This is a genomic window from Proteus sp. CA142267, from assembly GCF_003336825.1.
In the GTDB taxonomy this organism is placed as follows: Bacteria; Pseudomonadota; Gammaproteobacteria; order Enterobacterales; family Enterobacteriaceae; genus Proteus; species Proteus terrae.
On record NZ_QPMG01000010.1, the window covers coordinates 142,672 to 156,137 of the forward strand.

General features: G+C 39.2%; 13 protein-coding genes. 12 read left to right on the forward strand and 1 reads right to left on the reverse strand.

Annotation, left to right across the window (positions count from 1 at the left end; genetic code table 11):
- Positions 1 to 2: 2 nt before the first annotated feature.
- The 12 genes from C0T34_RS15460 (at position 3) to C0T34_RS15515 (ending at position 12,237) form a co-directional block, all read left to right on the forward strand.
- Complete coding sequence (locus tag C0T34_RS15460) at positions 3 to 1,571, forward strand: hydrogenase 4 subunit F (RefSeq protein ID WP_098941869.1); 1,569 nt, start codon at positions 3 to 5, stop codon at positions 1,569 to 1,571.
- 1 nt (position 1,572) lies between these two features.
- Complete coding sequence (locus C0T34_RS15465) at positions 1,573 to 3,306, forward strand: hydrogenase large subunit (RefSeq protein WP_075673441.1); 1,734 nt, start codon at positions 1,573 to 1,575, stop codon at positions 3,304 to 3,306.
- A gap of 11 nt (positions 3,307 to 3,317) precedes the next feature.
- Positions 3,318 to 3,872, forward strand: a complete 555-nt coding sequence (gene hyfH / locus C0T34_RS15470) for a hydrogenase 4 subunit H (RefSeq protein WP_075673442.1) — start codon at positions 3,318 to 3,320, stop codon at positions 3,870 to 3,872.
- Positions 3,869 to 4,651: an NADH-quinone oxidoreductase subunit B family protein gene (locus C0T34_RS15475; protein WP_072069032.1), complete on the forward strand. Its 783-nt coding sequence runs from the start codon at positions 3,869 to 3,871 to the stop codon at positions 4,649 to 4,651. The genes hyfH and C0T34_RS15475 overlap by 4 nt, the downstream gene beginning before the upstream one ends.
- A complete protein-coding gene (locus C0T34_RS15480) occupies positions 4,644 to 5,054 on the forward strand; it encodes a formate hydrogenlyase maturation HycH family protein (RefSeq protein WP_088494545.1) in 411 nt (136 codons plus the stop codon). The genes C0T34_RS15475 and C0T34_RS15480 overlap by 8 nt, the downstream gene beginning before the upstream one ends.
- Entirely contained in the window at positions 5,051 to 5,551 is a 501-nt protein-coding gene (gene hycI, locus C0T34_RS15485) for a hydrogenase maturation peptidase HycI (RefSeq protein ID WP_109850427.1), read from the forward strand. The genes C0T34_RS15480 and hycI overlap by 4 nt, the downstream gene beginning before the upstream one ends.
- A 427-nt stretch (positions 5,552 to 5,978) precedes the next feature.
- On the forward strand, positions 5,979 to 6,968 hold the full coding sequence (locus C0T34_RS15490) for a glycosyltransferase (protein ID WP_098941873.1): 990 nt from the start codon (positions 5,979 to 5,981) through the stop codon (positions 6,966 to 6,968).
- 413 nt (positions 6,969 to 7,381) lie between these two features.
- The gene (locus C0T34_RS15495; RefSeq protein ID WP_098941874.1) at positions 7,382 to 8,965 is read left to right on the forward strand and encodes an ABC transporter substrate-binding protein; all 1,584 of its coding nucleotides are present in this window, start codon (positions 7,382 to 7,384) and stop codon (positions 8,963 to 8,965) included.
- Complete coding sequence (locus C0T34_RS15500) at positions 8,950 to 9,933, forward strand: ABC transporter permease (RefSeq protein ID WP_098941875.1); 984 nt, start codon at positions 8,950 to 8,952, stop codon at positions 9,931 to 9,933. Before C0T34_RS15495 ends, C0T34_RS15500 begins: the two co-directional genes overlap by 16 nt.
- The gene (locus C0T34_RS15505; protein WP_109394989.1) at positions 9,930 to 10,742 is read left to right on the forward strand and encodes an ABC transporter permease; all 813 of its coding nucleotides are present in this window, start codon (positions 9,930 to 9,932) and stop codon (positions 10,740 to 10,742) included. Before C0T34_RS15500 ends, C0T34_RS15505 begins: the two co-directional genes overlap by 4 nt.
- Positions 10,736 to 11,533 carry an ATP-binding cassette domain-containing protein gene (locus C0T34_RS15510; RefSeq protein ID WP_075673451.1) on the forward strand — a complete coding sequence of 266 codons (798 nt, stop codon included), beginning with the start codon at positions 10,736 to 10,738 and terminating at the stop codon, positions 11,531 to 11,533. The genes C0T34_RS15505 and C0T34_RS15510 overlap by 7 nt, the downstream gene beginning before the upstream one ends.
- Before the next feature lie 59 nt (positions 11,534 to 11,592).
- Entirely contained in the window at positions 11,593 to 12,237 is a 645-nt protein-coding gene (locus C0T34_RS15515) for an ATP-binding cassette domain-containing protein (protein ID WP_098941877.1), read from the forward strand.
- Between the two features lie 80 nt (positions 12,238 to 12,317).
- On the opposite strand, the gene C0T34_RS15520 is transcribed toward C0T34_RS15515, so the two are convergent.
- On the reverse strand, positions 12,318 to 13,466 hold a 1,149-nt coding region (locus C0T34_RS15520), incomplete at its 5' end, for an autotransporter domain-containing protein (RefSeq protein ID WP_239450336.1).

Here is a 13,466-nt window from a genome sequence, read left to right on the forward strand (position 1 = left end):
AGATGAATCAAACAACCATGTTAATAATTTTAATGTTTGCACCGTTGGTGTTTTCAATACTGGCGTTTCTAAGTCCGTTATTAAAAGCGGGAGCACGTCCTGTTGTGACGGGTATTCACGCTATTGGTATCACCGTATTGTTAATCGCTGCATTAGGGACTGTGGCAGATGTCATGTCTCATGGCGAAATATTGGTTGCTGCTAATTGGGTTCATGTGGATAGCCTAGGCGCATTATTCCTTGCCATCTTAGGTATTATCGGCTTTTTAACTGGGCTTTATTCTATTGGTTATATGAATCACGAAGTGGATGAGGGTGAAATCTCAGTACGCACTTTGTGTAACTATTATGGATTCTTCCACCTCTTTTTATTCACCATGTTATTAGCAATTACGAGTAATAACTTGATCTTAATGTGGGCAGCCATTGAAGCAACAACCCTAAGCTCTGCATTCTTAGTCGGAATTTATGGTCAACGTTCTTCTCTGGAAGCTGCGTGGAAGTATATCATCATTTGTAGTGTGGGTGTGGCGTTTGGTCTTTTTGGTACTATTTTGGTTTATGCCAATGCCGCAAGCTTTATGCCTGATCCAGATCAGGCCATCTTCTGGACTGAAGTGTTGAAATATACAGACCAGTTAGACCCAACACTAATGCATTTAGCTTTTGTCTTTATTTTAATCGGTTTCGGTACCAAAACGGGTTTATTCCCAATGCACGCATGGTTACCCGATGCGCACAGTGAAGCGCCAAGCCCAGTCAGTGCGCTGTTATCAGCTGTACTACTGAATTGCGCGCTGTTAATCATCATTCGTTACTACATTATTATTGATGCGGCAATCGGTACTGAATTTACACGTAACTTGCTGTTAATCTTTGGCTTCCTCTCTGTTGCTATCGCGGCGTTCTTTATTCTTATTCAGCGCGATATGAAACGTCTTTTAGCGTATTCCAGTGTGGAAAACATGGGATTAATTGCCGTCGCGTTAGGAATTGGCGGACCAATTGGTATTTTGGCTGCTTTATTCCACACCTTAAACCACAGTCTGGCGAAAGCACTGTTGTTCTGTGGCTCCGGTAACGTGTTATTGAAATACGGTACTCGTGATTTAAATGTCGTGAAAGGCATGTTTAAAGTGATGCCATTAAGTGCGGCTCTTTTTGCTGGTGGTGCTTTAGCGTTAGGCGGTATGCCTCCTTTCAACGTCTTTATCAGTGAATTTATGATTGTTGTAGCAGGTTTAGCTTCTCAGCACATTGGCTTAACTATCCTATTATTATTGTTATTGACTGTAGTATTGGGTGGGTTAGTTCGTATGGTGGCTAAAACTGTCTTTGGTCCAAAACCTGATGTTGTTGCTAAAGGTGAACTGGGAATTTTAACCACATTACCAATGGTCATTCTGATTGCACTTATGCTGTTAATGGGAACTCACATTCCTAAGCCTGTCAGCGAGCTGTTAGAAAATGCCGCTAATATCGTGATGAATATTGATAAAAGTGAGTCACCTACTTATGCATGGCCAACGGCTTTAATCAGCAATCCATCCACATCGGTTCAGGAGATGTAACGTGAGCTACCAAAATTATGTCAGTAGAAAAGAGGGAAAAGAACTAGGTGGAGATTATGTTGCCAAAGTTCGTGAAAAATTCCCATCAGCTGTTCTTGATGAAGAGCGACAAACCGCTGATCAATTGACGATAACAGTAAAAACGGAATCACTTCCTGAAGTGGTGGAATACCTGTATTACGGCTTAGGCGGTTGGTTACCTGTTTTATTTGGTAACGACGAACGTAGTTTAAACGGGGACTATGCTGTTTACTACGCATTATCAATGGAAGAGGGTGAAAAATGCTGGGTTGTTGTAAAAGCCCACGTTAGCCCAATCACTTTAGAATTCCCGTCAGTAACACCGCGAGTACCTGCTGCAGTGTGGGGGGAACGTGAAATCCGTGATATGTATGGTCTTATCCCTGTTGGTTTACCTGATGAACGCCGTTTAGTGCTTCCAGATGACTGGCCTGAAGAGATGTATCCACTGCGTAAAGATGCGATGGATTATCGCCAACGTCCAGCACCAGCGACCGAAGTTGAAACTTATCCTTTCTTGAATGAAGGTAAGCAAGATGCGCGCGTTGTACCAATTGGCCCTATGCACATTACCTCAGATGAACCGGGACACTTCCGCTTATTCGTAGATGGTGAAAATATTGTCGATGCAGATTACCGCATGTTTTATGTTCACCGTGGTATGGAAAAACTCGCTGAAACTCGCATGGGTTATAACGAAGTCACATTCTTATCAGACCGTGTGTGTGGTATCTGTGGTTTTACTCACAGCGTGGCGTATGTGACTTCTGTTGAAAATGCGTTAGGCATTGAAGTGCCTCGTCGTGCGCATACTATTCGTTCTATCTTATTAGAAGTTGAACGCCTTCATAGCCATTTATTAAACATTGGCTTAGCTAGCCACTTTACAGGCTTTGATACTGGCTTTATGCAATTTTTCCGTATTCGTGAAAAATCAATGCAGATTGCAGAAATGCTGACCGGTGCGCGTAAAACGTATGGCTTAAATTTAATTGGTGGTATTCGCCGCGATATCTTAAAAGATCAGCGCCTGAAAACAATTCAATTAGTTAGAGAAATGCGCAAAGAAGTCACTGAATTAGTGGATATACTTCTGTCAGCACCAAATATGGAACAGCGTACTGTCGGCGTAGGTATTTTAGATAAGAAAGTCGCTCGTGATTTTAGCCCAGTAGGTCCAATGATCAGAGCGAGTGGCTTTAAACGTGACGTGCGTTTTGACCACCCATTTGCAGATTATGGCAATCTTCCATTAACTCTCTTTAGTTATGAAGGCGGCGACGTATTCTCTCGTGTGATGGTGCGTATTAAAGAAGTCTTGGATTCAATGGCAATGATTGAATATGCCTTAGATAATTTGCCTGAAGGCCCATTATTAACCGAAGGCTTTACTTATCAACCCTATAAATTTGCACTAGGCTTTACTGAAGCGCCACGAGGCGAAGACGTTCACTGGAGTATGTTGGGTGATAACCAAAAATTATTCCGCTGGCGTTGCCGTGCTGCAACTTATGCTAACTGGCCTGTATTACGCTATATGTTGCAAGGAAATACAGTCTCTGATGCACCGTTAATTATCGGTAGTCTTGACCCTTGTTATTCCTGTACTGACAGGGTAACGCTCGTCGATGTGAAAAAACGTAAATCTAAAACAGTTTCTTATAAAGAAATTGAACGTTACAGCATCGAACGTAAAAATTCGCCGCTCAAGTGAGGGAATGAACGATGTTAAAATTGTTTAAAACCATAATCAAAACAGGCGAAGCAACGACCAAATATCCATTTAAGCCTCTGGATTTACCTGATGGTTTCAGAGGAAAGCCTGAATATGATGCACAGCAATGTATTGTCTGTGGTGCTTGCACCGCAGCCTGTCCTGCTAATGCGTTAACGATGGAAACGAATTTGGAAACAGGCGAGCGTCATTGGCAATTATTCATTGGTCGCTGTATTTACTGCGGTCGTTGTGAAGAAGTTTGTCCAACAAGAGCGATTGTTTTATCTGATATGTTTGAAACGGCAGTGACCAAAAAGTCAGATCTTTATATTAAAGGGACTTTTAAATTATTGAATTGCCGTGAATGCCATCAACCATTTACGCCTAGAAAATCAGTTGAATATGCGATGGAGCTATTAGTGCAATCAGGTTGGGATGAGCAAACTGTAGAAGCGATGCGCCCACAATTTGAAACTTGCCCTGAATGTAAGCGTAAACATAACTTGTTATCTGATGGTCGTGAAAATATTAGTGTGGGCGAAATTGGGAGTACAATAAAATGAGTCTACCAGAAATTCCCATTAATCATCATGTTAGCCAACCGATCACCCTTGATGATCAGGTACAAAAGCTAAAACAGACATTGTTGAAAGATATTCAGCGTTCAGCTTATGTTTATCGTGTTGACTGTGGTGGTTGTAATGGTTGTGAGATTGAAATTTTCTCCGCAATTACCCCAGTTTTTGATGCTGAACGTTTTGGTATCAAAGTGGTAGCCTCACCTCGTCACGCTGATATTTTATTATTCACTGGCGCAGTAACGCGCCAGATGCGTGTTCCTGCATTACGTGCTTATGAATCAGCGCCAGATCCAAAAATTTGTATCTCTTATGGTGCTTGTGGCTGTGGTGGCGGTATTTTCCACGATCTGTATTGCGTATGGGGGGGTAGCGAATCTATCGTGCCTATTGATGTGTGGATCCCTGGTTGTCCTCCAACGCCAGCAGCAACGATTTATGGTTTTGCTGTTGCATTGGGTTTGTTAGACCAAAAATTAAAAGGCGAATCACACATTGAAGTAGAAAATGAGAAAGCATCTCTAATTCTGCCTTCTATTCCTCTAGATGCTCGAGTAATGATTGAGCGTGAAGCACGTCGTCTTGCTGGTTATTATCAAGGAAGGCAAATCAGTGATCATTTTCTTACCTTATTAGAAGGTGCCACTATTCAAGAAGTGAGTGGACGTGTTGATGAATGGCTACGACAAGCTAACGATCCTCGTTTATCAGAGATTGTAAAACGTCTGGTCTATTCATTAAGCCAAGGAGGAATTTATGCCTGATGACGCTAAAGTTTACTTTTGGTCACTAAGACAAAAGTTTGTTGATAGCGATGATGATATTCCTGAGCAAGCGCAACAGGTGATGTACTATTCGCTCGCGATTGGTCACCACGTGGGTATGATTGATTGTCTAAAAACAGAACTAGTCTGTCCTTTAGAAAAATATAAAGCATGGATTGATTTATTACCTGAAGGTGAAGCAAAACGCAAAATGCAGGGATTGCTGACATTTGGTGAAATCAATATTAACTCGGAGCATACTCACTTATTAGCGTTAGCATTTGATCCTATTATTAAAAATGACGATCCTATTTTTAGTGAATGGAGTCAAACGCTGATTAAATTACTGGGCGAGATCCACGCAGAACCTGCTATTTATTTGATTGTGAAGAGAAAACCATGAGTAAATCAATGACAGCACCTAAAGTGGTATTAACGGTTGGCAACAGTATGATGGGCGACGATGGTGCAGGCCCTCTGCTTGCTGAGTTAATGGAAGCAAACCCAATTGATGGATGGATTGTTATCAACGGGGGAAGTGCACCTGAGAATGTTTCTTACCAAGTAAGAGAGTTACAACCACAATGTGTTGTCATTGTTGATGTTGCTGACATTGGTTTAAATCCAGGTGAGATCAGGGTGATAAATCCTGATTATATAGCGGAAATGTTTATTATGAGCACCCATAATATGCCGCTGAATTTTCTTATTGATCAATTAAAAGATGATATTCCTGATATTACTTTTCTAGGGATCCAACCTGATTTAGTCGGTTTTTACTACCCAATGACGGAAGCCGTAAAAAATGCCGTTGATGAAGTTTATCAAGGTATCAAGTTTTGGCGAGTTGATTACTTTCCGGAGTTTGAAGTTTGTGATGAAGAAGATATCGAAGAATAAAAATAGAACAAGTATCCAAAGATTATAAATAAAAACTAAAACATCCGCTTTGCGGATGTTTTTCGTTAATGACACCTATATTACTCATTAGCTACAAAAGTAAGCACTAATGACACTTATATTACTCATTAAAAATAAGGTTGTGGCTATAACATGCTTTTTATGTACTAACCTTAATTTTTCCTTTAGTAATTTCTTTTAAAAAACAATCCTGCTTAACCTGTTCTTCATAGGATATCTTAAAAGTTAATTATACTTATTCTTTATTAATAATGATTTTTACTTCAAATTAGCAAAAAGTAACTTTTTACTTAGGCATAACGAGTGAATAGCAAGAATAGCTCCATATTGAGGCTGGTATCTTTGCTATCTTTAACCAATATGTTCAGAACGAAAGTTATTTATTAGAAAGAATAAAAGGTTGATTATGTCTTCTTTTGTACCTCAATTAAGTATTGTCGTTGCCGTTTATAATGGTGAGAAATTTTTATCAAAATTTTTCAACTATTTACAAGCGCAGAAACTACCGAGTTGGGAGCTTATTCTTGTTGATGATGGTTCTAACGATAATTCATTAAAATTGCTTTATGAATGGAAGGGGAAATTTCCTGATGTCACTATTTTGACACAAGAAAACCAAGGTGTTTCCGTTGCGCGTAATTCTGGATTTAACGTCGCACGTGGAAAATACGTGGCTTTCCCTGATATTGACGATGTTATTGATGCCAGAATGTATCCTCGGCTACTTGAAATCGCTCTGGCGGATGATTTAGATATCGCGACTTGCAATGGTAATTACGTCTATGCGGATGGGCGTCCTTCGCGTCCTATCTTTCCATCTAATCGATTACATTCAACGGATGTTTTAACTGGGCCACAATGGCTAGAAATGGCATTAAATTCTAAGAAATTTTTGCATGTGACTTGGTTAAATATCTATCGACGTGAATTTCTACTTGCTCATGGTTATTATTTTGAGCCAGGTTTACATCATCAAGATATTCCGTGGACAACAGAAGCATTATTAACCGCTAAACGTGTTAAATATATTGATGAGCGTTACTACGACTACTTTATTCATTCTGAATCTGTTTCTCATAAAACACCTAATGATACTATTCATGTTAGAACAATTCATAATTACATGAAAATATTAGAAATGCTTGATGCTATTAATCAAAAGCATAAGGAAGTGTCTCAAAATATCAATGCATGTTATTGGCAAATCGCAAAAGAAGGTTTAGGAATTATTCACTCAATCGGTTCTATTCAATCTATTAAAGTTAAAAAACAAATAGTTAAAGAGCTTTTTGATAGGGGAATTTGGACACTTATCTGGCAGAATGCGAAAGATTTTAGATTGCGTTGGCGTTTAGGACGACGCTATTTCAAATTAAAAAGAATATTAAATACATAATCACAAGAGGGCACAATAATGTGCCTTTTTTATTGTCAGTGTAGATTAAATAAAAAGGAATAATTTAATTTCGTTAAAAAGTCACTTTATTTCGTTTTACGCTCACTGATAAATTCAATGATAAATATATAACTTATTTATTAGAAAAATACTGTGCACTTGCTAGAAGTTTGCCATAATGAGTATTACTGCTTAATAAAAGTTTATGTAAAATCAATAAACTGTCGAATATTATTCGAGTAGTTGAATAAAAAAATTTATTATGATGCCACTGGTTTAGCCTTTATCTGTATTATCTGTACCAAGTTGCAGAACATCATAATTATCATTGTTATTTATCTTGTTTCAGCCTCTTCATCTTATTTAGATAGAGACTGATGATAAGTCGTATCTAAAAAATCGGAGAATGTTTTATGTCTATTCGGTTTGGTTGGCGTCAATCATTAGTAACGTTAACTTGCTTAGCCGCGTTAAGCGTCCCTTTTGCAACATCTGCTCAAACATTGAAATTAGCGATTGGTGAAGAGCCAACAGAGGGGTTCGACCCAATGCTGGGTTGGAGTCATGGCAGTTATTTACTTCTTCATAGCCCATTGTTAAAGCAAAATGCGGATCTCTCTTGGTATAGCAATATGTTAAGTGACTATCAGCCAAGTGAAGATGGTAAAACATGGAAATTAACGTTAAAACCAGATTTAAAATTCTCTGATGGTCTGCCGCTGACAGCAAAAGATATCGTCTTTACCTATAACAATGCGGCTGCCAGTGGCGGTAAAGTGGATATGGGTAACTTCCTTTCTGCAAAAGCTGATGATGACTTACATGTCACTATTACATTAAAAGCGCCACAAAGTACGTTTGTAAACGTACTGGGCTCTTTAGGTATCGTTTCTGCTGATAAGTATGATGAAAAAACCTATGCACAAAAGCCAATTGGTGCCGGCCCTTATCGCATGGTCAGTTTCCAACCGGGTCAGCAATTAATTGTTGAAGCTAACCCTTATTATGCAGGACAGAAAAACGATTTTGAAAAACTCATCTTTGTTTTCCTTGATGAAGATGCCGCCTTTGCTGCTGCTCAAAGTGGACAATTAGGTATTGTGCGCATTCCACCAGCAACGGCTGCAATCGCTAAGAATTTGCCCAATACCAAATTGTGGGAAAGGCCAAGTGTTGAAAACCGCGGTATTGTTTTCCCAATGGTAAAATCAGGTGAGAAAAACGCCCAAGGCTATGATATTGGTAATGATATCACCGCTGATATCGCTATTCGTAAAGCTATTAACTACGCACTAGATCGTAAGTTGCTTTCAGAGCAAGTCCTTGATGGTTATGCCGTTCCCGCTTATACCGGAGTAAAAGGACTCCCTTGGGATCAAACTGAGGCTACATTTAAAGATGGTGATGTTGAAAAAGCGAAGCAAATTCTTGAAGATGCAGGTTGGAAACTCAATAAAAATGGCATTCGTGAAAAAGACGGTTTAGAAGCCAAACTCACCTTATGGTATACCAGTGGTGATGCAACTCGTCGTGATTTAGCCGAGTCAATTCGTGCGTTAGTACAACCTCTTGGTATTAAAATGGATCTTAAATCAGGAAGTTGGGATACCGTAGAGCGCTATATGCACTCAAATCCAACCTTATTTGGTTGGGGAAGTCTTGATCCTATGGAACTCTATCATCACTACAGCGAAAATGCGGCGGGTGTTGGTTATTATAATCCAGGTTATTATAAAAACCCTGAGGTCGAAAAACACCTACAAGCAGCACTTGATGCCCATACGTGGCAAGAAGCGGTTCCTCATTGGAAGGCCGTTGAGTGGGATGGTAAAAATGGCGTTGGTGTAAAAGGTGATGCTGCTTGGGCTTGGTTGATGAATGTGCAACATACTTACCTAACTAACCCTTGTGTTGATCTAGGTACAGGAACGCCTGAAATCCATGGTTCATGGTCATTATTAAATAGCGTAGATACTTGGAAGTGGACTTGTCAGTAATACGTCAAAGTGCAGGTTTTTTCCTGCGATTACTCTGCCTGCTGTTGGTGACAACAGCAGGTGTTTTTATTTTATTAAGTTTTTCACCAATCGATCCTATTAAGGCCTATATCGGTAGTGATCTACTGAATGTTCCTCCGGAACAATATCCTTTAATTGCGGCACGTTGGGGAATTGACCAGCCTTTATGGATGCGATTTTGGCTTTGGTTTAGCCAAATCATTCAGGGGGATTTTGGCTATTCCATGTTGTATAACATGCCCGTTATTGATGTTATTCGTGAACGTGCAGGACCTTCGTTTATCTTGCTTTTTTCAGCATGGGTATTTTCAGGTGTTATTGGCGTTGTGATGGGATTAATCGCAGGTCGATATCTTAATCGTTGGCCTGATAGAATTATCTCTACTTTATCTTATCTATTAGCCGCATTACCGACGTTTTGGGTGGGATTACTACTGCTATCTCTGTTTTCTGTCACTTTACATTGGGCGCCAATTTGTTGTGCGTGGCCGATGGGAAGTAGTGCTGAAACGGCAACATTAAGCCAGCGTTTTTCTCATCTTATCTTACCTATGATTGCACTTGGATTATTAGGTACCGGGAATATCGCTTTGCATACTCGTGCGAAAGTCGCTGAAGTAATGGGCAGTGAATTTATCCATTTCGCTAAGGCCCAAGGTGATAAAGGTTGGGCTATGATGCTATTTCATGTTCTACGTCATGCCATTACGCCTGCACTTTGCTTACAGTTTGCATCAATTGGTGAATTACTTGGTGGCTCTCTTTTAGCTGAAAAAGTATTTGCTTATCCAGGCTTAGGGCAAGCAACGGTTGATGCAGGATTACGAGGCGATATTCCTCTGCTAATGGGAATTGTTGTTTTCAGCACTATTTTGATTTTCTTTGGTAATAGTATTTCTAACATATTATTAAGACGTATTAATAAAGGAATTTTACGAGACTCATGATTTACGATCCGAACAAACCTTTGCTACGACTTTTGTTAGTTACCCTCGCGTTAATTGGGTTAGTTGCATATGGTTTTTCTGTTTCTCATACTGATATCGTAATGGACTTTTTGGCTAGAAATCAGGCTCCGTCAGATCAATATTGGTTCGGTACTGATAACTTAGGCCGCTCTTTGTGGCTACGTTGTTTCCAAGGCATGTTAAGTAGTTTAAATATCGGTGTGACGAGTGCGGTTGTGAGTGGTGCAATCGCCTTAATTTTTGCTGGTATCTCCTCAATCAATCGTTATTGTGATTTTTTTGTAAGAGGCGTTGTTGATGCGCTTTTAGCATTACCTCATTTATTATTATTGATTTTAATTTGTTTTACCTTAGGTGGTGGGCAACAAGGGGTGATTTGGGCTGTGGCATTAACCCATTGGCCTAAATTAGCTTTAATTTTACGAGGTGAAATTCAGCGTATTAGAGAAGCTGATTATGTAATGTTATCGCGTCGTATTGGCAACACGCCTTTTGAGTGCGTAAAAAAACACTATATTCCTATGCTGTTACCCCAGTGGATCGTAGGAACCTTATTAATGTTTCCTCATGCAGTATTGCATAGTGCAGCGTTGAGTTTTCTTGGTTTTGGTCAGGCAGCTCATGAACCTTCACTCGGCTTATTACTGGCCGATGCACTACGCTATTTAAGTACAGGCTCTTGGTGGATGGTGGTATTTCCAGGATTGATTTTGATGTGCTTAGTATTGATCTTCGATCAATTTGCTAAAGCAATGCAACAATTATGGTTAAGAGGGGCAGGATGTTAAGTTTTGAACAGCTTTCCATTGATATCGCGCAATTTCGTTGGTTAGGAAAACGAAATTGGCAGCCGTTGCTAAAATCAATCTCACTGGATATTAAACCCGGAAAAATGCTGGCATTAGTGGGTGGCAGTGGTGAAGGAAAAAGCCTGTTATTACAAAGTGCATTAGGGCTTTTACCCGCCAACATGCGAGTTCGTGGTGCGATTAAATTGAATGGGCACACACTAAGTGAACGGGAACTGATTGCTTATCGTGGGAATACCTTTTGTTATATTCCTCAAGGTGTCAGTGCTCTCAATCCGTTGATCTGTATTGGTGATCAATTAAGTCGCTCTGCGCGTTTAAGTGGTGCAGATGTTTCGTCTGATGATATTGTGCAACAGTTAGGGCTTTATCACCTTTCGGGTTCATTAGTAAAAACGTATCCGGCAAAATTGTCTGGTGGAATGGCAAAGCGAGTATTAGCCTGCAATGCGACACTCTCTAATGCACAGTATATTTTGGCGGATGAGATCACCTCATGGCTTGATGATGAACATGCGTGCTTGTTATTAGGTCATTTAAGAGAGTTATGCAATCAAGGTAAATCAGTGCTTTGGGTTACACATGATTTAGCCTTAGCCGCAAGGTTTGCGGATACGATAGCGGTGCTTAATCAGGGTGAAGTTAACGAAGTCATTCCTGCTAATGTGCTTAATCGTCATGAAGGTAGTGAGTGGTTAAAGACACTCTGGAACGCATTACCTGAGCAACAATTTATAAATACAAAAGAAGCATCACTTAATCCATTATAATATTGAGTTCTTAAGTTTTATTTTTATACATTTCATTTGTTATTTTTGGAGTTATCTTTATGCCACTTTTAGAGTTAAAACAATTATCTGTGGAGCAAGCAGGTAAGATGTTATGGCAAGATCTCTCCTTTTCGTTAGATGCGGGAGAGCGACTCGGTATTTCAGCGCCAAGTGGCACAGGAAAAACGACATTAGGTCGCGTTTTAGCACAGTGGCAAAAACCCACTCAAGGTTCAATTCTTATTAATGGCAAACCATTATCTAACAAGGGTTATTGCCCTATTCAATTAGTTCCTCAACACCCTGATAAATGTTTTAATCCCTTTCGAACAACAGGAGATAGTGTTCGTGATGCTTGGTCACCTGATGATCACTGGCTCGAAAAACTCAGGATTAAACCAGAATGGTTAACGCGCAGACCTAATGAATTATCCGGTGGAGAGCTTGCACGTATTGCGTTATTGCGCGCGTTAGATCCTCGTACTCAAATATTGATTGCAGATGAAGTCACGGCACAGTTAGATGCACAAATTCAAGCTGATATTTGGCAAGTATTGATCGATGAAAGTCAGAAGCGCCCTTTAAGTTTGGTTATTTTTAGTCACAATAAAGCACTACTTGAGAAGGTTTCTACCAAAGTGTGGTGGGTTAATGAAGAAAAAAACAATTCTATTATTTCAAATTTGAATTATTCAATCGGTTAATAAAAAAAGAGCTTCCTATATATTTTTATAGGAAGCCAAATAATACAGCTAAAATAAACCCCAAATGTAACAATAAGGAACTAGAAGCGATAGGTGTAACTTACACCAATTTGCATATCGTGATTGCGATAGGTTGTCATTTCCCAATTTGCTGATGTATTGACAGAAGATTGTTTATCAAACTGATAAGTGACTCCAACATTGGCAAATGGGCGTTGTTTTACCTGTTTTTTATTTTCTGAATAATTAATTTGTTGTTGACCTAAATAGTCAATATGGCTACGAAAATCCCCTTGATAATGCGATAAGTTCCACAGTAAGCCTGCTTTTGTATTAAGTATGAAAGAAGAACCTAATAAATGCTCCATACCCAATCCTATTTTGGCGAATAATGAATGCGTTTTAAGGGCATCATAGTGTGCTGCAAATTGGGCATTTTGAGTTTCACTATAAGCTGAACGTGAGATTTGATTAAAAGTAAGTCCTACAAATGGCGTTAGCAGTAAATTATTTGATAATGAATATGGATAATAAGCTTTTAAATCAATATGATAACCTGAAATCTTAGTATTTCCTTTACCTGATTCAGTATTTGCTAATGCTGCTCTTTCAATAGAAACTTTACGATTTAAATAAGCACCTTTTAAAGAGAAATGCAGTGCATTATTATTTAGCTCTGCATTCAATGACGGCATTAAATCTAAACTAAAACCAATTAAAGGTAATGCATAGCCTTGATATTGATAACCTTTAGGTAATGAAGAATAGACATCAGTATCAATGGCAAGCCCTACAACTAATGGAATATGATTAATATCAAAACGATAAGCACCACTTAACCCAGTTTGTGTTGCATTGGCTTTATTGACATTTTGATAGTGTGTAAAACCACTAATACACGCTTTTTCAGTACCTACAGAGCAAGTTGCAGAAGCTAGATAACGCAATTGACCTTGTTGCATATCTATAAGCTTATAGCCGTTTTCAGCCATTAATTGCATTGATTTATAAGTGCTTTCAATGTCGATAGGTTTGCTGATAATGATCGATGGTTTTGTTATTTCTTTCTCTTTTGCTCGTAGTTCTAATTCATCTTCTACTGGGAGCAGTTCTTTGGCTTTTTCTTCGGCAATGCGCTTAGATTCTTCTTGAGTTTTCGCTTCTTCGGCTAAACGTTGCTTTTCTCTGGCTTCGTCAGCCAAACGTTGCTGTTCTTTGGCTTCGTCAGC

Bases quoted from the DNA above. Each gene is read 5' to 3' on its own strand.
- C0T34_RS15515 (WP_098941877.1), top strand. From the start codon at position 11,593: ATGCCACTTTTAGAGTTAAAACAATTATCTGTGGAGCAAGCAGGTAAG.
- C0T34_RS15475 (WP_072069032.1), top strand. From the start codon at position 3,869: ATGAGTCTACCAGAAATTCCCATTAATCATCATGTTAGCCAACCGATC.
- C0T34_RS15480 (WP_088494545.1), top strand. From the start codon at position 4,644: ATGCCTGATGACGCTAAAGTTTACTTTTGGTCACTAAGACAAAAGTTT.
- C0T34_RS15490 (WP_098941873.1), top strand. From the start codon at position 5,979: ATGTCTTCTTTTGTACCTCAATTAAGTATTGTCGTTGCCGTTTATAAT.
- hycI (WP_109850427.1), top strand. From the start codon at position 5,051: ATGAGTAAATCAATGACAGCACCTAAAGTGGTATTAACGGTTGGCAAC.
- hyfH (WP_075673442.1), top strand. From the start codon at position 3,318: ATGTTAAAATTGTTTAAAACCATAATCAAAACAGGCGAAGCAACGACC.
- C0T34_RS15495 (WP_098941874.1), top strand. From the start codon at position 7,382: ATGTCTATTCGGTTTGGTTGGCGTCAATCATTAGTAACGTTAACTTGC.
- C0T34_RS15505 (WP_109394989.1), top strand. From the start codon at position 9,930: ATGATTTACGATCCGAACAAACCTTTGCTACGACTTTTGTTAGTTACC.
- C0T34_RS15460 (WP_098941869.1), top strand. From the start codon at position 3: ATGAATCAAACAACCATGTTAATAATTTTAATGTTTGCACCGTTGGTG.
- C0T34_RS15510 (WP_075673451.1), top strand. From the start codon at position 10,736: ATGTTAAGTTTTGAACAGCTTTCCATTGATATCGCGCAATTTCGTTGG.